Here is a 24,921-nt window from a genome sequence, read left to right on the forward strand (position 1 = left end):
TAAAATTCTCTCCGTTAGCTTATTGAAATTAACTAAAAAGGAGAGATTTCAAATGAAAATGAAAAAAGCACTTTTAGCAGTACCGTTAAGTGTTTCTTTACTAATACCTACATTCACAGTGGCAAATGCACATGGTCATGAAAACCATAGCAAAGGACCTATGTCTGCAGAAGTTTCGAACCCGGCAATCGATCTTCGCGCTTCATTGGATACTCTTCTTTCAGAGCATGCATTTCTAGCTGTAGTAGCGATGCAAAAAGGAATCGATGGTAAAGAAGACTTTGAAGCAGCGGTTGGACAGCTGAACCAAAATACAGAGGCATTGTCAAAAGCTGTGGGATCTGTTTACGGTGAAGAAGCTGGAGCACAGTTTAAAGAAATCTGGAGCAGTCACATCGGCTATTTTGTCGACTATGTAACAGCTACTGCTGAAAATGATGAAGAAGGCAGAAAACAAGCGCTCGCTGAATTGGACAAATACCGCGTAACACAAGCTGATTTTTTAGATAAAGCAACAGAAGGTAGATTAAAAGCGAAAGATCTTGAAGAAGGATTGAAAGTTCACGTCGACCAATTGATTTGGGCATTTGAGAGCTACAGAACTGGGGACTATGACAAAGCGTATGACAACATTACAGAAGCGATGCACCACATGTTCATGACGGGTAAAGGTCTTTCATGGGCGATCACAGATCAGTTCCCAGACAAGTTTGAAAACAAATCAGTAGATACACCTGCAGCTGATCTTCGTGCTGACTTGAACAGTGTGTTCTCTGCCCATGCAGCGTTGGCGGCATTAACGATGCAAAAAGGAATTGACGGTGCAAAAGACTTTGAAGCAGCGGCAGCTGAGCTGAACGAAAATACAGATGATATCACAGCAGCTGTAGAATCCGTTTATGGAGCAGAAGGAGCCGCACAATTTAAAGAGATCTGGAGCAGCCACATTGGTTATTTCGTAGATTACGTAACAGCAACTGCAGAAAAAAATGAAGAAGGCAAGAAACAAGCGATGGCTGAACTGGACAAGTACCGTATGGAACAAGCTAAATTTTTAGATACGGCAACTGAAGGGCGTTTAAAAGCTGATGATCTAGAAGAAGGCTTAAAAGTACACGTTGACCAGTTACTAGCTGCATTTAACAGCTACACAGGAAAAGATTATCCAGCCGCTTACAAAAACATCTCTGAAGCGTATACTCACATGTTCGGAGTAGGACAATCCCTATCTGGTGCGATCGTTGATCAATTCCCAGATAAGTTTGCTGGTCAAAAGCCATCCGATATGCCGAAAACAGGTATGGGCGGAATGAGCCAATCAACAAACGACACTATCCTTTGGAGCATGTTCGGATTGATTTTAGCTTCTGCAACAACAGCAATGATTCTTCGCAAAAAAGCAACGAACAATTCTTAAGAGTTAAGAGTGGAGGACAGCAAACCTGTTCTCCATCTTTTCTATCTAATTGAGATGGAAAGGAAGGTTTTTATGACGAAGGTGTTTCGTGGTCTATTGCTCGCAGGACTATTATTAACCGGTTGTGCAGCTCCAGAAGATAGGGAGAATAATAATGTTTCTAAATCTAGTGAGCTCATGAAAAATCAAGAACAAGAGAAAGAAGTAAGATCTGCATCAACTGAACTAACACCACCTGAAGGATTAAAATTAAAAGCAGATACTGAGGGAATCGCACCTTCTACGATTGAAATTCCAGCACTAGGAATAAACACGGAAATTGAGAAGGTAGGCAGGCTAGACAATGGTCAGATGGGTGTTCCAAAAGGAATGGATACCGTAGGCTGGTTTAGTGATGGTGCGAAACCGGGATCTCCAGGAAACGCTGTAATGGCAGGCCATGTTGACAGCAAGACGGGTCCAGCTGTTTTTTATAAGCTAGAAGACCTCGAAAAAGGTGATGAAGTGATTGTTAAGGATAAAGAGGGAAAAACATTAATCTTTGAAGTAACGGGAAAAGAAAAATACGGCAGAAAAAACGCGCCTGTTGATAAAATATTCGACTATTCGTATGGCAGCAAGCTGAACTTGATCACGTGTACCGGTAACTTTAATCGTGATGAAGGGACACATGAAGAGAGATTAGTTATTTATACAGAGTTGAAAGCGGATGAGTAAAAAAAATTTATCGTTACCTAAAAGCATCCATTCATATGGGTGTTTTTTGTTGTGCTGAAAACTAAGTGGACAGTATTTTTGCAGAAGTGGACAGTAAAATATGAAAAGTGGACAGTATTTATGTAGAAGTGGACAGTAAAGTCAGTAAAGTGGACAGTATTATTGCAGAACTGGACAGTAAATTACATTTAGGGCTCTATCATGCGAGGTATATAGAACGTTTTTTTAGGATTTCCCCTATGAATTCAGGGAATAGTAGTAGGGGAGTTTGTATGTAAAATTTGGATGCAGAAAACTATCACATCTGTTGCTGATTTTCCTTGAAGTGAAGGTTGTTTTTCTGTACAATGCTAGAGATGCTTTTTGAACGAAAATAAATGTTACATAAGGAGAGGTGCTTAAAACATGAGCAATGTATATGTCCTTGATCATCCGTTAATTCAGCATAAATTAACATACATCCGTGACGAACGTACGGGTACGAAAGAATTTCGTGAGCTTGTTGATGAAGTAGCGGGGCTTATGGCTTTTGAAATTACACGTGATCTTCCATTGCAAGAGGTAACGGTGAAAACGCCGGTTGCTGAAGCAACTATGAAGACGATCGCTGGGAAAAAGTTAGGGCTAGTACCGATCCTTCGTGCAGGATTAGGGATGGTAGACGGGATCCTTAAACTCATTCCAGCAGCAAAAGTTGGACATGTTGGGCTGTACCGTGATCCTGAAACATTAACACCGATCGAATACTATGTGAAGCTTCCTTCTGATGTAGAAGAGCGTGATTTTATCGTGATCGATCCTATGCTTGCAACAGGTGGATCTGCAGCAGCAGCGATTGAATCAATCAAGAAACGCGGCGCGAAAAACATTAAGCTTATGTGTTTAGTGGCAGCTCCAGAAGGCGTAAAAGTTATTCAAGACGAGCACCCAGACGTTGATATTTTCTTAGCAGCACTTGATGAAAAATTAAACGATCATGGTTACATCGTACCAGGTCTAGGCGATGCTGGAGACCGTTTGTTCGGAACTAAATAAGATAAAAAGTAAAACTGACTTCTGCAGAGGTGAAAATTGCCTGTGCCGGGTCAGTTTTTTTGTTTGTCATTATTCAAATTTGGTGGAGCAACATGATTTATGCTCGTTCCCGGGTTTTTATGCTCGTTCCCAGGTTTTTATGCTCGTTCCCAGGTTTTTATGCTCGTTCCCGGAGTTTTATGCTCGTTCGCAGGGTTTTATGCTCGTTCCCGGGTTTTTATGCTCGTTCCCGGAGTTTTATGCTCGTTCGCAGGTTTTTATGCTCGTTCCCGGAGTTTTATGCTCGTTCACAGGGTTTTATGCTCGTTCCCGGAAATTTATGCTCGTACACAAAGTTTCACCTCGCTCACGAAACTAATGCTCACTCACCGCACTTTTCATGCCACCAAATTAAAAGCAGCCCACTCATTATACGGGCTGCTTACACATGTTAGGCTAAAATCAATCAATTCAACTCTTCAAACTTCATATCCACTAGCTTTTCATCCGTATGCATGACGCCGACTTTCACTAATCGTTTCTTCCCGTTTTCGTTAACCGTAAAATCGAAGAAATCAGAGATAGTACCATCTTGGCTCACGCGGCGTGTGTCGTATTGGTAATCACTCACATCACTGTTCGGATACTTTTTTTTCGTTTCAGCTAGCGCCATCTTCCCCCATTTGCCGTAATCTACTGTTGTCCGATCAGTAGGGGTCTGGTCATTATACTGAACGCTCAATGGTTTGGTACGATCACTTTCCTCATTATTTCTCATGTCTGTAGATTCTTCCGTAGGCTTTTTGTCATTATTCATGCAGCCGCCAGCCACTAAGATTCCGATCAACGCGAATAAAATAATTAATTTTTGTTTCATGTCGAACAAGCTCCTTCCATATATTTAATGTAAGTATTTATCAAATAGGGTGATTTATTCAGGAATATGGAAAGTGCAGGCAGAAGTAGTAAACAAAGTGAATAATAAACCATTGAAACAAGCCACAAAATTTCCACAATTTATTTAATAAACCGTCCCGTAAGTCGTTGACATAGAAATGTCACTATTGTATTCTTACAAAGGGAATATGGTAAGGTTTACATTCTTGTGTTTACAAGGGTTTTCAAGAAAATTATTACCAAATTTCCAGAAGGAAGGAGTCCATACGATATGAGCAACGGGAAACGCCCTTATAAAGCGATGGCTTTAATGTCTGGCATTCTTTCTCAGCTTGTTGGATGCATCTTAGTTGGACTTTTTGGAGGGAAATGGCTGGACGAGAAAGTCGGTAATGAATTTCCAATCTTCCTTATCATCGGGTTGTTTCTAGGTCTTGGAACAGGTGTTTACGGGATGATCCGCTTAATATCGAAGTTTTCAGGGGACGGGCAATGATGAATGAGTACAAATCGGTGTTTTTCAAATACATAAAGTACACATTATATCTTCTCTCTCTTTTTTTCGTCGGTTATGCTGTCACTCCTTACAAAGCTATCTTTTTAGGACTAGCTCTAGGAACTGCTTTTAGTCTCTATAATCTTTGGAGCATGTATTCGAAGATCGACCGCATGGGACAAGCAGTGATTCAGCAGAAAAGAGTGAAAACACTCGGTTCACTTTCAAGGCTCCTCTTTGCAGGGTTAGCGGTGCTCATCGCGATGAAATACCCGGAACATTTTCATTTATTAAGTGTGGTAGTGGGATTGATGTCAGTCTACATTATCATGTTAATAGATTCACTAACTCAAGTTACACGTACTCCAAAGGAAAAGAGGTGAACATAGGTGGAACATGGTGCAGTTACAGCTGATTTTCTAGGTTTGACGTTTAACCTGTCAAACGTACTAATGATCACAGTTTCATCCGTTATTGTTTTCCTTATTGCGGTACTCGCTACTCGAACCCTGTCAATGCGACCAGGAGGAATGCAAAACTTCCTTGAATGGGTAGTCGATTTCGTAAAAGGAATCATCAACAGCACAATGGATTGGCATACGGGCGGACGCTTTTTAGCTTTAGGACTTACATTAATCATGTACATTTTCGTTGCCAACATGCTGGGATTACCTTTTGCAGTAGTAGTCGACCATAATCTATGGTGGAAATCCCCTACTGCAGACCCAACTATTACTTTGACTCTAGCAGTTATGGTAGTGGCGCTATCACACTATTACGGTGTGAGAATGAAAGGGTTCAAGGAATATGGAGCTGAATTCTTCAAACCGATGAAGTTCTTGTTCCCATTAAAGATTATTGAAGAGTTTGCGAACACTTTAACGCTTGGTCTTCGTCTTTACGGTAACATTTTCGCAGGTGAGATGCTTTTAGGTCTATTAGTAGGTTTGACTAAGATGGGTATTTTTGCTGGCGTACTTGGAATCTTCCCATTAATCGTGTGGCAAGGCTTCTCAGTATTCGTTGGTGCAATCCAAGCATTTATCTTCACAATGCTAACAATGGTTTACTTGGCACATAAAGTAAGTCACGATCACTAATCTTTAGGAAATATCAAGCTTCTATACATAGAAGCCCATTTTCATAAAAACTTTAAGGGAATTCAGAAGGGAGAAATTTTATCATGAATCTTATTGCAGCTGCAATCGCGGTAGGTCTAGCGGCACTTGGTGCTGGTATTGGTAACGGTTTAATCGTAGGACGTACAGTTGAGGGGATCGCTCGTCAACCAGAACTACGTGGTACTCTTCAAACAACAATGTTCATCGGGGTTGCATTAGTTGAGGCACTTCCAATCATCGGTGTGGTTATCGCGTTCATCGCGCTTGGTTCTTAATCCTTAAAACAACCACTGTTTATTACGATTTCTATAATGGCGAAGCAAGTTTCCCTATAGGGACTACCCTTCGCCATTCCTTATGTATGATTGATTGAAGGGAGGAAATGGTGTGCAAAACTTAATTCTAGGTGCTGCTGCAGGTGGAGGCCTGAACACAGGTGATATCCTTTACCAATTAGCTGCATTTTTAATCCTACTAGTATTATTGCGTAAATTCGCATGGGGCCCGTTAATGGGAATCATGAAGGAGCGCCAATCACATATCAACAGCGAAATTGATGCGGCTGAAAAATCCCGTCAAGAAGCTAAGAGCTATCTTGAAACTCAAGTTGCTGAGTTAAAGAAAGCGAAAGAAGAAGCAAAGTCTATTATCGACAATGCTAAAAAGCAAGGCGAAGCACAAGGTGAAGCAATCATTAAAGCATCTCGTGATGAAGCTGAGCGTGTGAAAGAAGCTGCATTAGCTGAGATCGCTTCTGAAAAAGAAAAAGCAGTTGCTACACTTCGTCAAGAAGTTGCTGCTCTATCCGTTAAGATCGCTTCTAAAGTTATTGCAAAAGAACTTGATGAGAGCTCTCAGGAGAAGCTTATTAACGAATACCTTCAAGAGGTAGGCGAGTCTCGATGAGCAAAGATCAAGCAATCGTAGCAAAACGTTATGCATTAGCACTTTTTGAAGTAGTGGGTGTTACGAAACTTGAAGATACAGTTTCAGAATTGCGTCTTGTGAAGAACGTACTGGAGCTTAACAAAGAGCTTCAAAAAGTTCTATCACATCCAAAAGTATCAAAAGATCAAAAGAAAGAATTGATCAAAGAGAGCGTTGGAGCTGACCTTTCTACAGCAGTAATGAACACGATCTATCTGATGGTAGATCGCAACCGTTACACATACATCACAGAGATGGCAGCGCAGTTTATTGAATTAGCAAATGAAGCACAAGGCATTGCCGACGCAAATGTATATTCTGTACGTCCTTTATCAGACTCAGAGATACAGAAGTTGGAGCAAACGTTTGCTGCCCGAGTCGGCAAAAGAGCGTTGCGCATTAATAATATTGTAGATTCTTCTCTTGTTGGAGGAATTAAAATCCGCATAGGCAACCGTATTTTTGACGGAAGCATCAGCGGAAAGTTGAATCGAATGGAACGTCAATTAGCTTCTAACGGAAGCTGAGAGGATAGGGGTGAAATTCATGAGCATTAAAGCTGAAGAAATCAGTGCTTTAATTAAAAAACAGATTGAAAACTATCAATCTGAGATCGAAGTTAATGATGTGGGTACAGTTATCCAGGTCGGTGACGGTATTGCCCGTGCCCATGGATTAGATAACGTTATGGCTGGTGAGCTAGTTGAATTTTCTAACGGTGTAATGGGTATGGCCCAAAACCTTGAAGAAAACAACGTAGGTATCATCATTCTTGGGCCTTACCAAGAAATTCGTGAAGGTGACGAAGTAAAACGTACAGGACGTATCATGGAAGTTCCTGTAGGTGAAGAGCTTCTTGGCCGTGTAGTTAACCCTCTTGGACAGCCTATTGATGGTAAAGGTCCAATTGCTACTACAAAAACACGTCCTATCGAGCAAAAAGCTCCAGGCGTAATGGCTCGTAAATCAGTACATGAGCCACTTCAAACTGGTATCAAAGCGATTGACGCTCTTGTGCCAATCGGACGCGGACAACGTGAGCTTATCATCGGTGACCGTCAAACAGGTAAAACAGCTGTAGCGATCGATACGATCTTGAACCAAAAAGATCAAGATATGATCTGTATCTATGTAGCGATCGGACAAAAAGAATCAACAGTTGCGGGCGTTGTAGAAACACTTCGTTCACACGGAGCGCTTGATTACACAATCGTTGTATCAGCATCAGCTTCTCAACCTGCACCAATGTTGTTCCTAGCTCCTTATGCTGGGGTATCTATGGCTGAAGAATTCATGTGGGCTGGCAAGCACGTATTGATCATTTATGATGATCTTTCTAAGCAAGCTGCTGCATACCGTGAGCTTTCCTTGCTACTTCGCCGTCCTCCAGGCCGCGAAGCTTATCCAGGGGACGTATTCTACCTTCACTCTCGCTTGTTAGAGCGTGCAGCGAAGTTGAATGACGAGCTAGGTGGCGGATCGATCACAGCGCTTCCGTTTATCGAAACGCAAGCATCTGACGTATCTGCTTATATTCCAACAAACGTTATCTCTATCACAGACGGACAGATTTTCTTACAATCTGACTTATTCTTCTCCGGTGTTCGTCCGGCGATCAACGCAGGTATCTCCGTATCTCGTGTAGGGGGAGCAGCACAGATCAAAGCGATGAGCAAAGTATCTGGTACACTTCGTCTAGATCTTGCTTCATACCGTGAACTAGAAGCATTCGCTCAGTTCGGATCTGATCTTGATAAAGCGACTCAAGCAAAACTTAACCGTGGTGCACGTACAGTTGAAGTACTTAAGCAAGGACTTCACAAGCCACTAAAAGTTGAGCACCAAGTTGCAATCCTTTATGCATTGACTCGTGGTTACATCGATGATGTAGCTGTTGAAGATGTAAACCGCTTTGAAGAAGCGCTTTACGCTCACATGGAAGCAAACTCTAAAGACGTTCTTGATGCAATCAAAACGACTGGTAAACTTCCTGAAGGTGACAGCCTAGACGAAGCGATCAAAGCATTCAAAAAGACATTCGCGTAAGATATATAGACTTTAAAAGCAGAGGTGCAGTTGCAGTGATGAGCTGCGCCTTGCAACCAGCTTACTATGTTTAAAATGAGGTTAACCGATTTTTAAACTACCAATAAAGGTGGTGAAAATGAATGGCATTAAAAGATATTAAAGCACGTATAGACTCCACTAAAAAGACCATGCAGATCACAAAAGCGATGGAGATGGTTTCAGCTGCAAAGCTAAACCGCGCTGAGCAAAATGCGAAATCTTTCGGCCCTTACGTGGACAAGATCCAAGAAGTGGTAGGAAGCATCGCATCAGGAAGCAACGCGAAACACTCTATGCTTTTAACACGTCCAGTGAAAAAGACAGGTTACTTCGTCGTTACAGCGGACCGTGGATTGGCAGGAGCTTATAACTCGAATATTTTACGCCACGTTTACCGTACGATTCAAGAGCGTCACAAATCAGCAGATGAGTATGCATTGATCGTGATCGGTAAAGTCGGTGTGAACTTTTTCAAAAGCCGTAAGATGTCTATCTTGGACAGCATCACAGGCGTGGCAGATCAGCCATCCTTTGCTGAGATCAAGGCAATCGCATCAAAGGCAGTCGGTCTTTATGCGGACGGAACATTTGATGAGCTTTACATGTATTACAACCATTTTGTAAGTGCCATTCAGAGCGATCTGACGGAGAAGAAGCTTCTTCCGTTAACAGATATCGCTGCAACAAAATCAAAATCTTCCTATGAGTATGAACCATCAGAGGACGAGATCCTTGAAGTGCTTCTTCCTCAATATGCGGAGAGCTTGATTTATGGTGCTTTACTTGATGCAAAAGCAGCTGAGCATGCTTCTCGTATGACTGCGATGAGAAATGCAACGGATAACGCTAATGAACTGATCGGCCAATTGAACCTCTCGTACAACCGTGAGCGTCAAGCAGCCATCACTCAGGAAATTACGGAAATCGTCGGCGGTGTAGCAGCTCTAGAATAGACTTTTTTAAAAAGTGATTTTAGCAGCTAATGTGCAAAATAAGATAGGAGGGAAACCGATGAATAAAGGCTATATTACTCAAATTCTTGGACCGGTCGTTGACGTTAAGTTCGAAGGCCAGCTTCCAGAATTGCTTAACGCTTTAACTGTTAGCGCTGAGGGTGTTGACTTAACACTAGAAGTAGCACTTCACCTTGGTGATAACATGGTTCGTACAATCGCAATGGATTCAACGGATGGTCTTGTTCGTGGAATGGAAATCGCTGACTCAGGTAAGCCGATCTCTGTGCCAGTAGGTGAAGCAACTCTTGGACGTGTATTTAACGTAACAGGTGATCACATTGACCTTGGTGAGGCAGTACCGGCAGAAGTTCGCCGTGACCCAATTCACCGTTCAGCACCTTCTTTTGAAGAATTAACAACAAAAACTGAGATCCTTGAAACAGGGATCAAGGTAGTTGACCTTATCGCTCCATACGTAAAAGGTGGAAAAATCGGTCTTTTCGGTGGTGCGGGTGTAGGTAAAACGGTTCTTATCCAGGAGCTTATCAACAACATCGCACAAGAACACGGTGGTATCTCCGTATTCGCAGGTGTTGGTGAGCGTACTCGTGAAGGAAATGACCTTTTCCACGAGATGAGCGACTCTGGTGTTATCAAGAAAACGGCGATGGTATTCGGACAAATGAACGAGCCGCCTGGAGCACGTGCACGTATCGCTCTTTCAGGTTTGACAATGGCTGAATTCTTCCGTGACGAACAAGGACAAGACGTTCTTTTCTTCGTAGATAACATCTTCCGTTTCACGCAAGCAGGTTCTGAAGTATCTGCCCTTCTTGGCCGTATGCCATCAGCGGTAGGTTACCAGCCAACTCTTGCAACTGAGATGGGTCAATTACAAGAGCGTATCACATCTACGAAAAAAGGTTCTGTAACATCTATCCAAGCGATCTATGTACCTGCCGATGACTATACGGATCCGGCTCCAGCTACAGCGTTCGCTCACTTAGATGCAACAACTAACCTTGAGCGTAAACTTACAGCTATGGGTATCTATCCAGCGGTAGATCCACTAGCTTCAACTTCACGTGCACTTTCTCCTGAGATCGTTGGAGAAGAGCATTACGAAGTAGCTCGTAAAGTACAGGCGACTTTACAGCGTTATAAAGAACTTCAAGATATCATCGCAATCCTTGGTATGGACGAGCTTTCTGAAGACGACAAGCTAGTTGTACACCGTGCGCGTCGTATCCAGTTCTTCTTATCTCAAAACTTCCACGTTGCAGAACAATTTACAGGACAAAAAGGTTCATACGTTCCTGTTAAAGAAACAGTTCGTGGATTCAAAGAAATCCTTGAAGGAAAATACGATGATCTTCCGGAATCAGCGTTCCATCTCGTAGGCTCTATTGAGGATGCTATTGAAAAAGCAAAAACTTTGGCCTAATGCCTGAAAGGGGTAAGATTGGATGAAAACCATTCAAGTCAGCGTAGTAACCCCTGATGGTCCTGTGTTTGAAGGAAATGCGAAAATGGTCAGCGCGAAAGCAAAAAGTGGGGAGCTTGGAATTCTTCCAGGCCATATCCCTCTTGTAGCTCCTTTAACGATCAGCGCCGTGCGTGTTCACGACGTTGATGGGAAAACACAATATGTGGCCGTTAGCGGTGGATTTATTGAAGTGCGACCTGAAAAAGTCACGATTTTAGCAGAAGCTGCTGAGATCGCTGGCGACATCGAAGTAGATCGTGCACGTGCAGCAAAAGAGCGTGCCGAACAGCGTCTTGCTAGCAACAAACAAGACAACCTAGATGCAGCTCGTGCGGAGTTTGCGCTTAAACGCGCAATGAACCGTATCGACATAGCAACAAAACGTTAAGTTAAAAGCCCTTCAGCTCTCTTTATCGAGAGTTGGAGGGCTTTTTTTGTGTTTGTAGGGGGTATGTGAAGGTATAGGGAGTGCGAGCAATGTCGAGGACTGTAAACTCGTGGATAAAGTAGCAAAACTTTTGGATTGAGGACTAAAATTCGTGGATAAACAGGCAAAACTTCTGGATAAACAGTCTAAACTTTTGGATTGCACAAATTTTATACCCCATATGGTATATTGATTGTACAGTTTCGGGAACCGAAACTGTACCTGATCTTCTTCAGAACTCAAAAACCCCTTCGACTTGTCCAAAAACAAAGTCAAAGGGGCTTTATACGAATACATCACGTTCAGTTTGAGAAGGTTGAACACTGGATGGATTTTTTTTATTTGGCTCTTTTTTGCTAGATTGTTGCTATTTGGATAAATATTTATTTTCTCCATATGCAAGTTGATTGAAGCGTAAGGTTGCCGACTCCTATGGGATGAGCGGTCAGTCCGAAAGCGGAAGTGGCTCGTTCAGCACCGACAAGCAAAAGGTGAATGGGCCAGGAAGGTGCAATTTGACTTCTTGACCATTTAACTTTTGACCTCGAGGGGCTAGCCACTGCAACTGGTCAGGTGGAGACTCCTAATGGCGCAAAGCCGCAGGAGGCTCACCGTTCGCCCCATGGAAAACGCGCAACCTGGAGCGGAAATCAACTTACTTCCGGATAGCTACATCGCATATGAAAACAGCTTTCTATTTTAGTTTCTTCCAAGATTCGGCGGAGCACATGAAACCCTACGTAACCATAGCTGGTCGCCATTTTCATCAGTCATCGCGTTCATTTCTGCTACCTCTTCCATTTGAACGACTTCATCTCCAAAGGGATTCTGAAAATCACCAACAGGAGAGATAACAGTTTTTTTTCTTTTTTTAATCATGCTTTTCACCTCCTCAAGCAAAGGAAGTGCTTAAAATAGAGCTCTATTTAAAAGCTATATACTATTAAATGCTCGTCCGTCAGTAGTTGTATGTGTTATTATCACTTAATATGTAAAAAAGGCGGTTTACTGGGGTTTTGCAATAAAATGTGAGAACTGGTGAATGATATGAAAGTAAGGGGTGTGCAAGATGAGCTTCCATGGACAAAAAGTTTTGCCGGCAGCGAGAAAGATGAAAGATTTTGAGAAGTTATTAAATAGCAAATACACATATATCGTTTGTTTGGACACGCATATCAGTCAGCTGAAATTTATGATCGCTATGGCGAACGAACGAAAAAAGAAAGTTTTGGTTCATCTGGATCTGATCAACGGATTGAAAGCAAATGAGTATGCAGTCGATTTTTTAGCACAAGAAATGAAACCAGCCGGAATCATTTCAACGCGATCTAACTGCATCATGCGCGCAAAAAAGAAAAACATGATCGCTGTTCAGCGTTTGTTTTTATTAGATTCATTAGCTCTTGAAACGAGTTACAAAGTCATTGAACGTGCTCAACCAGACTATTTAGAGGTTTTGCCAGGCATCATGCCGGAAATAATAAAAGAAGTGAGTGAACAAGCGGGTATACCAGTAATCGCTGGTGGATTGATTCGTACAAAAGTAAATGTGATGGAAGCACTTGAAGCAGGTGCAGAAGCAGTGACGACTTCAAACCCTGAATTGTGGATTTAATGTTCATGTGAAATAACGTTTGACAACGTTTTCATCCTTGTTATAATAGAGACAAGTTCATAAACGTGACGGAGAACATGGAGATCCACAAGGGTTACTTATAGCAAAACTATAGGTATCTTTTGCTGGGTCTTTTTTTGATGAAATCCGTACACACGTGCACTTGTTTGCGATTGCACAAAGGAGGAATTATACATGTCAACATTTATGGCAGAACTGATAGGAACAATGATCCTAATCATATTTGGCGGGGGCGTTGTTGCAAACGTTTCCTTAAATAAATCAAAAGCTCAAGGCGGCGGATGGATCGTTGTCGCACTTGCTTGGGGACTAGCTGTTGCGATGGCGGTCTATGCAGTCGGAAGCTTTAGTGGTGCGCACCTTAACCCAGCAGTTACGCTTGGCCTTGCATCAATCGGTGAATTTGCTTGGGCAGATGTGCCAGCTTATATCCTTGCTCAGATGCTCGGAGGAATGCTCGGAGGAATGGTAGTCTATTTCCACTTCCTACCGCACTGGAAAGCAACGGATGATCCAGCGGTAAAATTAGGAGTTTTCTCAACTGACCCTGCAATTCCGCATACGTTTTCGAATCTTTTATCAGAATTTATTGGAACTGCGGTTTTACTAGTAGGATTATTGTCAATCGGAGCGAATAAATTTTCAGATGGCTTGAATCCGTTGATCGTCGGATTCCTAATCGTAGCAATCGGGTTGTCACTTGGTGGACCAACTGGATATGCGATCAATCCAGCACGTGACCTCGGTCCAAGAATCGCACATTTTATCTTGCCTATTCCAGGCAAAGGAGGATCCAACTGGACATATTCATGGATTCCTGTTGTAGGTCCGATCCTTGGGGGAGTTTTCGGAGCATTGTTCTATCAAGCTGTTTTCACAGGAAAAGTTACAACGTTATTCTGGATCTGGACAGTGGTATCACTAGCAATCTTTGCAATAACGTTCTTCTTAGGAAGTAAAGGTACACAAGCATTGCCTCATGGAGATCAAATAGAAAACTAAAAAAATAACAAACCAATTTGGGAGGGTTTACTTATGGAAAAGAAATATATCATAGCACTCGATCAAGGGACGACAAGCTCTAGAGCAATCCTTTTTAACAAAGCAGGAGAAGTCGTTGAGATCTCACAAAAGGAATTCAAGCAGCACTTCCCGAAGCCAGGCTGGGTAGAGCATGATGCACAAGAAATCTGGGGAACGATCTTAGCAGTAGTGGCAGAGGTTCTTTCAAAAACAGATACAGACCCAGGCGAGATTGCCTCAATCGGTATTACGAATCAACGTGAAACAACGGTTGTTTGGGACAAGAACACAGGAAAACCGGTTCACAACGCAATCGTATGGCAGTCACGACAAACGGCTGAGATCTGTGATGAGCTGAAAGAACAAGGCTTAAATGATAAATTTCGCGATAAAACTGGATTGTTGATCGATGCTTATTTCTCCGGAACAAAAGTTAAATGGATTCTTGATAACGTTGACGGTGCGAGAGAAAAAGCGGAAAACGGCGACCTATTATTCGGTACGATCGATACGTGGCTAGTTTGGAAACTAACAGGCGGAAGAGCGCACGTAACTGATTACTCAAATGCTTCACGGACACTCATGTACAATATTTACGATCTGAAATGGGATGACGAGCTTCTTGAGATTTTAGGCGTTCCGAAATCAATGCTTCCTGAAGTAAAATCATCATCAGAAGTTTACGGTGAAACGATTGATTATCATTTCTTCGGTAAAAATATTCCGATTGCAGGTATCGCGGGCGATCAGCAAGCGGCACTTTTCGGACAAGCTTGTTTTGAAAAAGGAATGGCGAAGAACACGTATGGAACTGGCTGTTTCATGCTTATGAACACAGGAGAAAAAGCAGTTAAGTCAGAGCATGGCCTACTAACAACGATTGCTTGGGGCGTAGATGGAAAAGTTGAGTACGCACTTGAAGGAAGTATCTTTGTAGCAGGATCGGCGATTCAATGGCTGCGTGACGGACTTCGTATGCTAAAAGATGCGGCTGACAGTGAAGATTATGCAGAGCGCGTTGCATCAACAGACGGCGTGTATGTTGTTCCAGCATTCGTCGGCCTCGGAACTCCATACTGGGATTCAGAAGCACGCGGTGCAATCTTCGGACTGACACGTGGTACAGAAAAAGAACACTTCATTCGTGCGACACTAGAGTCACTTGCGTATCAAACGGCTGATGTATTAACAGCGATGGAAGCAGACTCAGGTATCGAGTTGAAAAAACTTCGTGTAGATGGCGGAGCTGTTAAGAACAACTTCTTGATGCAGTTCCAGAGCGATATTTTAAACGTTCCTGTTGAGCGTCCAGAGATTAACGAAACGACTGCACTTGGTGCTGCATATCTTGCAGGTCTTGCTGTTGGTTTCTGGGGAGACCGTCAAGAAATCGCAGATAAATGGAAAGTGGACAAAGACTTCGACGTAAACATGAAAGAAGAAGAGCGTAAAGAGCTTTATGATGGCTGGAAAAAAGCTGTTGAAGCAACGATCGCATACAAACCGAAAGCATAACCCTTTCAAAATCTTGAAAACTGCGTTATACTAAACCCAAGTTGATATTGAACCGGTTGGAGATCAGGAGAGACCACAAAACCTCGTACAAACGTTGCGGGGTTCTTGTGGTCTTTTTTTGCGTACCAATACACTTAAATGTTGAAAAACGCGTGTTGGGTTCGCTGATTCCGGGAAAACTACCCGTATTATATACGTCCAACGGTTCTGTACAGAAGGAGTGAAGAGAAAATGACAGCATCATTTTCAACATATAAAAGAGAAGAAATCATCACAGGTATGAAACAAGAGAAGCTGGACCTTCTCGTAATCGGTGGAGGCGTGACTGGAGCAGGAATTTTGTTAGATGCGCAAACTCGCGGTATGAAAGTAGGTCTTGTAGAGATGCAGGACTTTGCTGCTGGAACATCTAGCCGATCTACAAAGCTTGTTCACGGTGGACTTCGTTATTTAAAACAGTTCGAAGTGAAGCTCGTTGCAGAGGTTGGTAAGGAACGTGCGATCGTGTACGAGAACGCGCCGCACGTAACGACACCAGAATGGATGCTGCTTCCGTTTTACAAGGGTGGTACGTTCGGGAAGTTCTCTACTTCCATCGGTCTAAAAGTGTACGATTTCTTAGCAGGTGTAAAACGAAAAGAACGCAGAAAGATGTTTTCTGCAGAAGAAACATTACGCCGTGAACCACTTTTAAAAAAGGATAACTTACTTGGCGGCGGATATTACGTTGAATACAAAACAGATGACGCTCGTCTAACGCTTGAGATCATGAAAGAAGCGGTAGCACGCGGAGCATCAGCAGCGAATTACGCGAAAGTTACAAGCTTTATCTATAACGGAAAAAGAGCGGTAGGTGTAAAAGTAGAAGATCAGCTTACTGGTGAAATTCATGAGATCTATGCGAAAAAAATCGTGAACGCAACAGGTCCATGGGTAGATGAATTACGCGAAGAAGATCGTTCAAAAACAGGTAAAGAGATTCATCATACGAAAGGGATCCACCTTGTTATTGACGGCTCTAAGTTTCCACTAAAACAAGCGGTTTACTATGACACAGAAGATGGCCGTATGGTGTTCGCAATTCCCCGTGCAGGTAAAACGTATATTGGTACGACAGATACAGATTACAAGGGAGACCTTGCAAACCCTGGCATGACAGAAGAAGATCTTCAATATGTATTGAACACGATCCATTTTATGTTCCCAGACGTGAAGATCACGCGCGACGATGTTGAATCATCATGGTCAGGACTACGTCCATTGATTCACGAACCGAAAAAAGGGCCTTCAGAAATCTCACGTAAAGATGAAGTGTTCCACTCTCCATCAGGATTATTAACCATCGCTGGTGGTAAGCTAACAGGCTACCGAAAAATGGCTGAAAAAGTTGTTGATATCGTTCGTGATCAGCTTGGTGAAGAAGAAGGGGCAAAATTCCCTGGATGCCGTACGCAACACATGGAATTATCAGGCGGTAAGATGGGCGGAAGCCAAAACTTTGCAGACTTCCTTCGTACAAAAGTACAAGAAGGGTTAGCGTTAGGTTTAGATGAAGCAAAAGCTCGCGAGCTCGTTCAGCGCTATGGTACAAACATTGATATCGTTTATGGTTATATGAAAGAACGCGGTGAAGAGGCGAAGAGCTACAACTTGCCAGAAAGCTTGTACGCATCCCTACTATACGCATTAGAATATGAGATGACATCAACACCATCTGATTTCTTGATCCGCCGTACGTCTGCTCTATACTTTGACATCGATACGGTATATGAGTGGAAAGAAAGTGTAATCAACTGTATGGCAGACAAATTGGGTTGGGATGCAGAACAAAAACGTGAGCATGCGGAAGATTTTGAAGAGCAATTGCGATTGTCAGTTGAGGCGATCTGATAAAAAGTTGAGAGTTATGGCAGAGAGGCATCCCGCTTGGTTGAGCGGGGTGTTTTTTTATGTGTGGGGTATATGAGGGGTTATTTGTATCCGAAGGGTGTCGAGATTTGTCGACTTGAGGATAAATAGCCAAAACTTTTGGATTCAAGCTAAAAACTCGTGGATTGCACACCGATTTTTGTGGATTGGAGGCTTAAATTTATGGATTGATTGTCGGATATACCCAACAGGGTATACATAAGAAGCAGTTTAGTTCACCGAAACTGCACCTATTTTAGCCAAAACAAAAGGATTATCCCACACAACTACGGGAGCATCCTTAATTTTTGATAAATGTTGATCGTGATAAGTAATCTGAAGGGTATTTTTGCAGCAAAAACTCCAGAAACAGATGAATTTCATACGGCATTTCATCATAATACTCTTCATCTGACTTTCTCAACGTGTCCAGCAGTGAAAAAAAGTGCTGTTTGTCCACTTCTTCAGCTGATTTTTTAAAATAACCCCAGACATGTTCTAACGTGTTGCATAAAGCACGTCGCTCAAAAGGTTTCTGATTCAACTCAGCAAGCAACAACCTAACTTTTTCATAGTCGGGGTCAGATTGAGCATCTCTCATCAACCCTTGAATCTCTTTATAAAAGTTGTAGCCCTTAGCCATAACGGTGTATTTTTCACTCGCCCACAATTGTTCGGTCTCTTTTTTCAAATGAGATCACATCCTTTAAAAGCAGCATTTCATTAAAGATAAATGTAGAGTGCAAGTGCGATGATCGATACAAGAATCACCACTGCATAGATGAGGGTGAGTCGCACAAGGTTTTGTCTTGTTGAACTTCCGTATTTTTCGTCTTGTGTTTTAGAAATCATGATCGTACCGACTAAACCAGCGATCGAGATTACGACGATCAAGAAATAAGCGATCCACCAAATATCCATTACGAATCTCCCCTTTACACCTATCATACTGCTAACAGTCTATCGTCACATCCAAAAAATTTACAGGATTATGAACATTTCTATAGAAAAATAAGGGGGAGACCCTAATATAGTGTAAGTACCATATGTGAAGAAGCACATCGACACAAAATATGGAATTTGCTATAATTAAAGCGGTTACAGAATTTATAAAATTCTGAAGATTAGGAGGTAGTCAGAATGGATTTTTATCATCTGTATCAAAACAATTACCTCATTGTGGCTGTATTTTTATTTTTAGGGGTCCTTCTGCCGGTAGTCGCACTAACTGCAGGCCGTTTGTTGCGCCCTTATAAACCATCTGCAGAAAAATACACCACCTACGAAAGCGGAATTGAGCCTTTTCATCAAAGTTGGGTTCAGTACAATGTCCGCTATTATCTGTTTGCGCTCATGTTCGTTATTTTTGATGTTGAAACTGTATTTTTATACCCCTGGGCCGTTGCCTATGAAGAGCTAGGCGTGTTCGCTCTGATCGAGATGGGGATTTTTGTTGTTCTTTTAACGCTAGGTCTTGTATACGCTTGGAAAAAGAAGGTGCTAAAATGGACATAAAGTGGGAACTTACGGCTGAGGAACGCGCCGAACTAGACCGCAACGTATTCATGGTAACACTCGAACAAGTGAAAGCCTGGGCCAGAAGTAACTCGCTATGGCCGTTAACTTTTGGACTCGCCTGCTGTGCGATTGAAATGATGGGCACAGGTTCGTCGCATTACGACCTGGACCGTTTCGGGAGTATATTCCGTACGTCACCTCGTCAATCTGACGTAATGATTGTTTCGGGAACCGTCACGAAAAAAATGGCGCCCGTTTTAAAACGATTATACGAACAGATGCCAGAACCGAAGTGGGTCATCGCGATGGGATCATGCGCTACAGCCGGAGGTCCATACATTAAATCGTATGCCGTCGTAAAAGGCGTCGATCAAATCGTACCAGTGGATGTATACATACCAGGATGTCCACCTAACCCTGCTGCACTCATTTATGGCATCAACAAGCTTCAGGAAAAAATCCGTTATGAAGCGAAGACAGGCAAGAAGGTGATGAGCGAATGACAGATAAGCAGAATGATTCTAATGAAGGATTATCGATAGAAGAACAAAAGAAAAAAGCGGCCGCAGAGGCAAAGGCAAAAGCCCTCGAGCTCGCAAAACAAAGGCAAGCTGAAAAAGCAAAGACGGCTGAACAGTCAGAGCCAACAACAGCCGAGCCAGAATTAACAAAAGAAGAGCTGAAGAAAAAAGCTGCAGCAGAAGCGAAAGCAAAAGCACTTGAACTTGCGAAACAGCGCCAGGCTGAAAAAGCGAAAGCGGCTGAACAGTCAGAGATAACAACAGCCGAGCCAGAATTAACAAAAGAAGAGCTGAAGAAAAAAGCTGCAGCAGAAGCGAAAGCAAAAGCCCTCGAGCTCGCGAAACAGCGCCAGGCTGAAAAAGCAAAGGCGGCTGAACAGTCAGAGCCAACAACAGCCGAGCCAGAATTAACAAAAGAAGAGCTGAAGAAAAAAGCTGCAGCAGAAGCGAAAGCAAAAGCCCTTGAACTCGCGAAACAGCGTCAAGCCGAAAAAGCGGATACTCCGGAAGCTCCACAGACGGATGAGTCAGCGGATGATCTTGCGAAACAAAAAGCACTCGCCGCCGCGAAAGCGAAAGCAGCCGCAGCAGCAAAGGCGAAGGCAGCAGCAGCCGCAAAAGCAAAACTAGCAAGAGAGAGTGGAGGCAACACGTCCACTGAATCTGCTTCAGACGACGAAAATGCGAAAGCAGCTGCAAAAGCAAAGGCCGTCGCAGCTGCAAAAGCAAAAGCTGCAGCCGCAGCCAAAGCGAAAGCATCTCGTGAAGCCGGAGCAGATGCATCAACAGCTGAGTCAGCAGGTGATGATGAAAAAGCGAAAGCGATCGCAGCAGCAAAAGCAAAAGCAGCTGCAGCCGCAAAAGCACGTTCTGCTGCAAACGCCAAAGGTGCAGCAACAGAACCTGCGGCTGAAGAGAAACCATCACCAAACCAACCTATCCTCGATACCTACATAAAAGTCATCAAAGAACATCTAGGAGAAGATGTACTCGAAGATTCCTATATTAACAGACTGTCAAAAGACGTTCCTACCTTAGTTGCAAAACCTGATTCCTATTATAAAATTGCGGAGTTTTTAAAATATAACGACCAGCTTCGTTTTGATTATTTATCCGAAATGCACGGTACCGATTTTGAAACGCATTTTGAAGTCTATAACCATCTGTATTCTTACAATCATCGCCAGTCGGTTGCTTTAAAAGTAAAAATAGATAGAAATAGCGCTACTACCCATTCCATTACCCCGTTATGGGAGGGAGCAAACTGGCCAGAGCGTGAAACGTATGATCTTTTAGGGATTCATTTTGAAGGACATCCGAACTTAACGCGCATTATGCTGCCGGACGATTGGATAGGACATCCACTTAGAAAAGATTACGAACCACATGACGTGGAGGTGTAGAGACATTGATCAGAACAGAAGAGATGCTCCTCAACGTTGGGCCTCAACATCCAAGCACACACGGCGTTTTTCGAATCGTACTCAAAATTGACGGAGAAACGATCATTGAAGCCACGCCAGTGATCGGCTATCTTCACCGAGGCACCGAGAAGCTAGCAGAAAACCTTCAGTACACGCAGATTATTCCATACACAGACCGCATGGATTATTTAGCGGCCATGACGAACAACTACGTAATCTGCCATGCGGTGGAAACGATGATGAGTCTAGAGATACCAGAACGAGCGGAATATTTGCGAGTGATCGTGATGGAACTTGGCCGCATCGCAAGCCATCTCGTCTGGTTCGGTACATATTTATTAGATATCGGGGCGATGAGTCCATTTCTATACGCGTTTCGTGAACGAGAAGCGATCATCAATATGCTGAACGAGATTTGTGGGGCACGCCTAACGTTCAATTACATGCGTGTTGGCGGTGTGAAGTGGGACGCACCAGAAGGATGGATCGAGAAAGTGCGAGATTTTGTTCCGTACATGAGAGAAGAGCTTGCTGGCTATCACGACCTTGTGACAGGCAACGAAATCTTCTTGAACCGTGTAAAAGGAATCGGCTACTACACGAGGGAAGAAGCACTGAACTTTTCATTAAGTGGCGCAAACTTAAGATGCACCGGTACGAATTGGGATCTTAGAAAAGATGAACCATATTCGATCTATGACCGTTTTGATTTTGATGTACCGGTCTTTCATACAGGCGATGCATGGGCGCGTTATCAGTGCCGCATGCAAGAGATCGAAGAATCACTCAAGATTGTAGAACAAGCGGTGAAACAGTTCCCAGAAGAGGGTCCTGTTATGGCAAAAGTGCCAAGAATCATCAAACCACCAAAGGGTGAAGCCTTTGTGCGCATTGAGTCGCCTCGCGGAGAGATCGGCTGCTACATCGCGTCTGAAGGAAAAAAAGAACCGTACCGCTTAAAGTTTCGCAGACCATCTTTTTACAACCTTCAGATTCTGCCAAAACTTTTAGTCGGTGAAAACATCTCCAACTTGATTACCATCTTAGGCGGGATTGATATCGTTCTCGGGGAGGTTGATGGCTGATGGAGGAGCTTTTATACGCACAGCCAGGCTGGATGCATGTTGCGATTTTCTTTGCGCTAGGCGCGGCACTACTCGTCACGGTTCTCGGGTTCGTAACTTACGCGATTCTAGCCGAACGAAAAGTGCTCGGATTCATGCAAATGCGTACAGGGCCGAACCGGGTTGGAGGAAGATTCGGTCTTCTTCAAACGGTAGCGGATGTTTTTAAACTTTTGATAAAAGAAGACACTATACCAAAACTAGCTGATCGGCCACTATTCGTATTGGCACCAGTCATCGCGTTTGCTCCAGCGTTCATGGTGCTCGCGACGATTCCCTTTTCAGAAAACATGCAGTTCGCAGACCTTGGCGTCGGACTTCTGTATTACGTAGCCGTTTCAGGAATTTCAACGATCGGCATCTTAATGGGTGGCTGGGCATCAAACAATAAATACTCGCTCCTCGGCGGCATGCGTGCTGCAGCACAGATGATTTCATACGAGATTCCGCTCGTTATCTCTGTGATTGGAGTAATTCTGTTCGCTGGCAGCCTGAACTTAAACGACATCGTAAGAGGACAAGAAAACATTGCTTACATCTTCTTAACACCGATCGGATTTTTCGTATTCTTGATCTCCTCAATCGCGGAGTTGAACCGTACACCGTTCGATTTGCCTGAAGCAGAGTCAGAGCTCGTCGCCGGTTATCACGTTGAATACTCAGGATTTCGTTGGGCGTTCTTCATGCTCACAGAATATGTGTACCTGTTTGCGATGGCTTCTTTAACAACCGTTCTTTTCTTAGGAGGCTGGAACCCGATTCCGTTCTTAGATTTTATTCCAGGGATGTTGTGGTTCGGCGTCAAATTCAGCATCGTCGTGTTTTTCATGATCTGGATCCGCGGAACACTGCCACGACTCCGCGCCGATCAACTGATGAGCTTCGCATGGAAGGTCCTATTGCCGCTAGCACTGCTAAACATTTTTGTCAGTGCAGCAGTTAAGGAATTGTTCTTATAAAAGAGCTTAGTGCAGCTCTCCTGATGTTTTTTGAGGGTGTTGATTTCCGCTCCAGGATGCTCGCTTTCCGGGGGGCGTGCGGTGAGCCTCTTAGTGCCTTGCACTATTAAGAGTCTCACCTGTCCCGCTGATCCCCCAGGAGTCTCGCACCTTGCGCTCCAATCAAGTATGCGAGGAAGTATGTTTGCAATACATCCAAAGATTTCATAGCCGACCTTCGAAATTCAAAGCGATGGCTAAGGTCATTCTATAAGATTTTTTTCTAGAAGTTTCTAGAAGCTTGTTGCTGTAATCACTTTTCGACTTCCTTGAACGGTTGGTTGTAGTGAAAGGTGTGAGACTCCTGCGGGACAGGTGGGCAGGTGAGACACTTAAATGTAAAACATTCGAATGTGGCTCACCGCCTGCCCCGCGGAAAGCGAACGCCTGTAACGGAAACCAACTCCCACAATAACCAGCGCAATGCTAAAACAATGCTCTATCAATCGAAAGACCAACGCATAAGGAGCGTGATCTCAGGATGAAAGGTCTTGTAAAAGGTTTAAGCTATACCGTCAAAAACCTAACAAAGCAAAACATCACAACAAGCTATCCAGACGTGCCGATCCAGATGCCTGACCGTTTCCGCGGCATCCAAAAGTTTTATCCCGAAAAATGCATCGTCTGTAACCAATGCGCGCAGATCTGCCCAACCGACTGCATCCAGTTAAAGGGTAAGCCCCATCCCGACCCTGCGAAAAAAGGGAAGATCATCGACACGTACGATATTAATTTTGAAATCTGCATACTATGCGACCTGTGTACAGAAGTTTGTCCGACTGAAGCAATCGTGATGACGAATCAGTTCGAGCTTGCTGAATACAGCCGTGATGAACTTTTCAAAAACCTCGAGTGGCTCGATGAGAACGACGAGAATGTCAGAAAGGAGAACAAAGCATGACCGGTGAAATGATCGCTTTTTTCTTTCTAGCCTTAACAGCCATTGCCGGCGGCGTTCTTCTTATTAACCTATCAAATGTCGTTCACATGGTTGTTGCTCTTATTTTTACGTTCATTGCCATTGCAGGAATCTACATCACACTATCAGCAGAGTTCGTAGCTGTCGTGCAGGTGTTAATCTATTCAGGCGCGATCACCATCATCATGTTGTTCGGGATCATGCTTACACGTCATCAGGAAAAAGAAAAGCGTGCACCACGATTAAAAGTCATCTTAACCGGGCTTGCGATCGGACTTTTCTTTCTGATCATGTACGGCAAGATCAAAGACCTTGATTTTGGTCAGCAGAACGCAGAGCTTCACATCGATAATACGAAAAAGATTGGAATCGAGCTGTATTCGCATTATGTGATTCCGTTTGAGTTAACTTCCGTCTTGCTGCTTGTTGCCTTGATCGGTTCTATCATTCTGGCAAAGCGGGATGACGATGAAAAGGAGGCAAAAAAATGAGCTCTGTCCCTTTAGCAGCTTACTTGATGCTTGCCTTAATCCTGTTCTGCATCGGTTTGTTTGGTGCATTAACTAAACGAAATGCGGTCATCGTACTCATTTCAATCGAATTGATGCTGAATGCTGTAAATATTAATCTCGTGGCTTTTGCCAAATACTCAATAAATCCTGGTTTAACAGGTCAGATCTTTTCGCTGTTTACGATCACGGTTGCTGCTGCAGAAGCGGCAGTCGGACTTGCGATTCTCATAGCACTGTACCGCAACAGACAGACGGTCAACGTGGATGAGATGGATACGATGAAGCGATAAGGAAGGAG

Annotated in this window: 29 protein-coding genes; 25 read left to right on the top strand and 4 right to left on the bottom strand. The window is 43.4% G+C overall.

Features of this window, described 5'->3' with window-relative positions:
- Nucleotides 1–52: 52 nt before the first annotated feature.
- The 3 genes from P4V41_RS04135 to upp all read left to right on the top strand — a co-directional run bounded on the left by P4V41_RS04135 (nucleotide 53) and on the right by upp (nucleotide 3,169).
- A complete protein-coding gene (locus tag P4V41_RS04135) occupies nucleotides 53–1,417 on the top strand; it encodes a copper amine oxidase (RefSeq protein WP_328083544.1) in 1,365 nt (454 codons plus the stop codon).
- Between the two features lie 72 nt (nucleotides 1,418–1,489).
- A complete protein-coding gene (locus P4V41_RS04140) occupies nucleotides 1,490–2,134 on the top strand; it encodes a class F sortase (protein WP_328083545.1) in 645 nt (214 codons plus the stop codon).
- 405 nt (nucleotides 2,135–2,539) lie between these two features.
- The gene (gene upp, locus P4V41_RS04145) at nucleotides 2,540–3,169 is read left to right on the top strand and encodes a uracil phosphoribosyltransferase (RefSeq protein ID WP_328083546.1); all 630 of its coding nucleotides are present in this window, start codon (nucleotides 2,540–2,542) and stop codon (nucleotides 3,167–3,169) included.
- Nucleotides 3,170–3,614: 445 nt separating this feature from the next.
- Here upp and P4V41_RS04150 read toward each other — a convergent pair whose 3' ends face one another.
- A complete protein-coding gene (locus P4V41_RS04150; RefSeq protein ID WP_328083547.1) occupies nucleotides 3,615–4,025 on the bottom strand; it encodes a DUF3889 domain-containing protein in 411 nt (136 codons plus the stop codon).
- Nucleotides 4,026–4,316: 291 nt separating this feature from the next.
- On the opposite strand from P4V41_RS04150, the gene P4V41_RS04155 reads away from it, so the two are divergent.
- The 10 genes from P4V41_RS04155 to P4V41_RS04200 all read left to right on the top strand — a co-directional run bounded on the left by P4V41_RS04155 (nucleotide 4,317) and on the right by P4V41_RS04200 (nucleotide 11,486).
- A complete protein-coding gene (locus P4V41_RS04155) occupies nucleotides 4,317–4,541 on the top strand; it encodes an AtpZ/AtpI family protein (RefSeq protein WP_066244770.1) in 225 nt (74 codons plus the stop codon).
- On the top strand, nucleotides 4,538–4,924 hold the full coding sequence (locus P4V41_RS04160) for an ATP synthase subunit I (protein ID WP_144696912.1): 387 nt from the start codon (nucleotides 4,538–4,540) through the stop codon (nucleotides 4,922–4,924). The genes P4V41_RS04155 and P4V41_RS04160 overlap by 4 nt, the downstream gene beginning before the upstream one ends.
- 6 nt (nucleotides 4,925–4,930) lie before the next feature.
- Entirely contained in the window at nucleotides 4,931–5,641 is a 711-nt protein-coding gene (atpB, locus tag P4V41_RS04165; protein WP_197128303.1) for a F0F1 ATP synthase subunit A, read from the top strand.
- A gap of 83 nt (nucleotides 5,642–5,724) precedes the next feature.
- On the top strand, nucleotides 5,725–5,937 hold the full coding sequence (atpE, locus tag P4V41_RS04170) for a F0F1 ATP synthase subunit C (protein WP_066244772.1): 213 nt from the start codon (nucleotides 5,725–5,727) through the stop codon (nucleotides 5,935–5,937).
- 112 nt (nucleotides 5,938–6,049) lie between these two features.
- On the top strand, nucleotides 6,050–6,568 hold the full coding sequence (atpF, locus tag P4V41_RS04175) for a F0F1 ATP synthase subunit B (protein WP_144696913.1): 519 nt from the start codon (nucleotides 6,050–6,052) through the stop codon (nucleotides 6,566–6,568).
- Nucleotides 6,565–7,116 (top strand): F0F1 ATP synthase subunit delta, encoded by a 552-nt coding sequence (locus P4V41_RS04180; RefSeq protein WP_328083548.1) that lies wholly within the window; start codon nucleotides 6,565–6,567, stop codon nucleotides 7,114–7,116. The genes atpF and P4V41_RS04180 overlap by 4 nt, the downstream gene beginning before the upstream one ends.
- 19 nt (nucleotides 7,117–7,135) lie before the next feature.
- Nucleotides 7,136–8,635: a F0F1 ATP synthase subunit alpha gene (gene atpA, locus P4V41_RS04185; RefSeq protein ID WP_198768672.1), complete on the top strand. Its 1,500-nt coding sequence runs from the start codon at nucleotides 7,136–7,138 to the stop codon at nucleotides 8,633–8,635.
- Nucleotides 8,636–8,757: 122 nt separating this feature from the next.
- Nucleotides 8,758–9,609: an ATP synthase F1 subunit gamma gene (gene atpG, locus P4V41_RS04190; protein WP_066398937.1), complete on the top strand. Its 852-nt coding sequence runs from the start codon at nucleotides 8,758–8,760 to the stop codon at nucleotides 9,607–9,609.
- Nucleotides 9,610–9,667: 58 nt separating this feature from the next.
- The gene (gene atpD, locus P4V41_RS04195) at nucleotides 9,668–11,056 is read left to right on the top strand and encodes a F0F1 ATP synthase subunit beta (protein ID WP_328083549.1); all 1,389 of its coding nucleotides are present in this window, start codon (nucleotides 9,668–9,670) and stop codon (nucleotides 11,054–11,056) included.
- Between the two features lie 22 nt (nucleotides 11,057–11,078).
- Nucleotides 11,079–11,486, top strand: a complete 408-nt coding sequence (locus P4V41_RS04200) for a F0F1 ATP synthase subunit epsilon (RefSeq protein ID WP_066398933.1) — start codon at nucleotides 11,079–11,081, stop codon at nucleotides 11,484–11,486.
- Between the two features lie 738 nt (nucleotides 11,487–12,224).
- Here the strand turns inward: P4V41_RS04200 and P4V41_RS04205 are convergent.
- Nucleotides 12,225–12,404: a hypothetical protein gene (locus tag P4V41_RS04205; protein ID WP_328083550.1), complete on the bottom strand. Its 180-nt coding sequence runs from the start codon at nucleotides 12,402–12,404 to the stop codon at nucleotides 12,225–12,227.
- Between the two features lie 190 nt (nucleotides 12,405–12,594).
- Here P4V41_RS04205 and P4V41_RS04210 point away from each other — a divergent pair, with 190 nt between their 5' ends.
- The 4 genes from P4V41_RS04210 to P4V41_RS04225 all read left to right on the top strand — a co-directional run bounded on the left by P4V41_RS04210 (nucleotide 12,595) and on the right by P4V41_RS04225 (nucleotide 17,589).
- Nucleotides 12,595–13,140 (top strand): glycerol-3-phosphate responsive antiterminator, encoded by a 546-nt coding sequence (locus P4V41_RS04210; protein WP_066398926.1) that lies wholly within the window; start codon nucleotides 12,595–12,597, stop codon nucleotides 13,138–13,140.
- A 195-nt stretch (nucleotides 13,141–13,335) separates the two neighbouring features.
- Nucleotides 13,336–14,163 (top strand): MIP/aquaporin family protein, encoded by an 828-nt coding sequence (locus tag P4V41_RS04215; protein WP_328083552.1) that lies wholly within the window; start codon nucleotides 13,336–13,338, stop codon nucleotides 14,161–14,163.
- 33 nt (nucleotides 14,164–14,196) lie between these two features.
- Nucleotides 14,197–15,699 (top strand): glycerol kinase GlpK, encoded by a 1,503-nt coding sequence (glpK, locus tag P4V41_RS04220; RefSeq protein WP_328083553.1) that lies wholly within the window; start codon nucleotides 14,197–14,199, stop codon nucleotides 15,697–15,699.
- Nucleotides 15,700–15,930: 231 nt separating this feature from the next.
- Nucleotides 15,931–17,589, top strand: coding sequence for a glycerol-3-phosphate dehydrogenase/oxidase (locus P4V41_RS04225; RefSeq protein WP_328083554.1), 1,659 nt, complete (start codon nucleotides 15,931–15,933; stop codon nucleotides 17,587–17,589).
- Nucleotides 17,590–17,908: 319 nt separating this feature from the next.
- Here P4V41_RS04225 and P4V41_RS04230 read toward each other — a convergent pair whose 3' ends face one another.
- Together P4V41_RS04230 and P4V41_RS04235 are read right to left on the bottom strand one after the other, a co-directional pair.
- Nucleotides 17,909–18,298 carry a DUF1722 domain-containing protein gene (locus P4V41_RS04230; RefSeq protein ID WP_328083556.1) on the bottom strand — a complete coding sequence of 130 codons (390 nt, stop codon included), beginning with the start codon at nucleotides 18,296–18,298 and terminating at the stop codon, nucleotides 17,909–17,911.
- A gap of 32 nt (nucleotides 18,299–18,330) precedes the next feature.
- Entirely contained in the window at nucleotides 18,331–18,528 is a 198-nt protein-coding gene (locus P4V41_RS04235) for a hypothetical protein (protein ID WP_066398908.1), read from the bottom strand.
- 219 nt (nucleotides 18,529–18,747) lie between these two features.
- Between P4V41_RS04235 and P4V41_RS04240 the strand changes: the two genes are divergently transcribed.
- From P4V41_RS04240 to nuoK, 8 genes are all read left to right on the top strand, one after another.
- Nucleotides 18,748–19,122, top strand: coding sequence for an NADH-quinone oxidoreductase subunit A (locus P4V41_RS04240; protein ID WP_066398906.1), 375 nt, complete (start codon nucleotides 18,748–18,750; stop codon nucleotides 19,120–19,122).
- On the top strand, nucleotides 19,113–19,628 hold the full coding sequence (locus tag P4V41_RS04245) for a NuoB/complex I 20 kDa subunit family protein (RefSeq protein WP_137791106.1): 516 nt from the start codon (nucleotides 19,113–19,115) through the stop codon (nucleotides 19,626–19,628). The genes P4V41_RS04240 and P4V41_RS04245 overlap by 10 nt, the downstream gene beginning before the upstream one ends.
- On the top strand, nucleotides 19,625–21,049 hold the full coding sequence (locus tag P4V41_RS04250) for an NADH-quinone oxidoreductase subunit C (protein ID WP_328083557.1): 1,425 nt from the start codon (nucleotides 19,625–19,627) through the stop codon (nucleotides 21,047–21,049). Before P4V41_RS04245 ends, P4V41_RS04250 begins: the two co-directional genes overlap by 4 nt.
- Before the next feature lie 5 nt (nucleotides 21,050–21,054).
- Complete coding sequence (locus tag P4V41_RS04255) at nucleotides 21,055–22,155, top strand: NADH-quinone oxidoreductase subunit D (RefSeq protein ID WP_328083558.1); 1,101 nt, start codon at nucleotides 21,055–21,057, stop codon at nucleotides 22,153–22,155.
- On the top strand, nucleotides 22,152–23,153 hold the full coding sequence (gene nuoH, locus P4V41_RS04260) for an NADH-quinone oxidoreductase subunit NuoH (RefSeq protein ID WP_328083588.1): 1,002 nt from the start codon (nucleotides 22,152–22,154) through the stop codon (nucleotides 23,151–23,153). The genes P4V41_RS04255 and nuoH overlap by 4 nt, the downstream gene beginning before the upstream one ends.
- Nucleotides 23,154–23,673: 520 nt before the next feature.
- Complete coding sequence (nuoI, locus tag P4V41_RS04265; RefSeq protein ID WP_328083559.1) at nucleotides 23,674–24,093, top strand: NADH-quinone oxidoreductase subunit NuoI; 420 nt, start codon at nucleotides 23,674–23,676, stop codon at nucleotides 24,091–24,093.
- Nucleotides 24,090–24,602 (top strand): NADH-quinone oxidoreductase subunit J, encoded by a 513-nt coding sequence (locus tag P4V41_RS04270; RefSeq protein ID WP_066398893.1) that lies wholly within the window; start codon nucleotides 24,090–24,092, stop codon nucleotides 24,600–24,602. Before nuoI ends, P4V41_RS04270 begins: the two co-directional genes overlap by 4 nt.
- Nucleotides 24,599–24,913: an NADH-quinone oxidoreductase subunit NuoK gene (gene nuoK / locus P4V41_RS04275; RefSeq protein WP_144696957.1), complete on the top strand. Its 315-nt coding sequence runs from the start codon at nucleotides 24,599–24,601 to the stop codon at nucleotides 24,911–24,913. The genes P4V41_RS04270 and nuoK overlap by 4 nt, the downstream gene beginning before the upstream one ends.
- Nucleotides 24,914–24,921: the final 8 nt, after the last annotated feature.

The organism is Fictibacillus nanhaiensis (assembly GCF_036213205.1).
Lineage (GTDB): Bacteria > Bacillota > Bacilli > Bacillales > Fictibacillaceae > Fictibacillus > Fictibacillus nanhaiensis_E.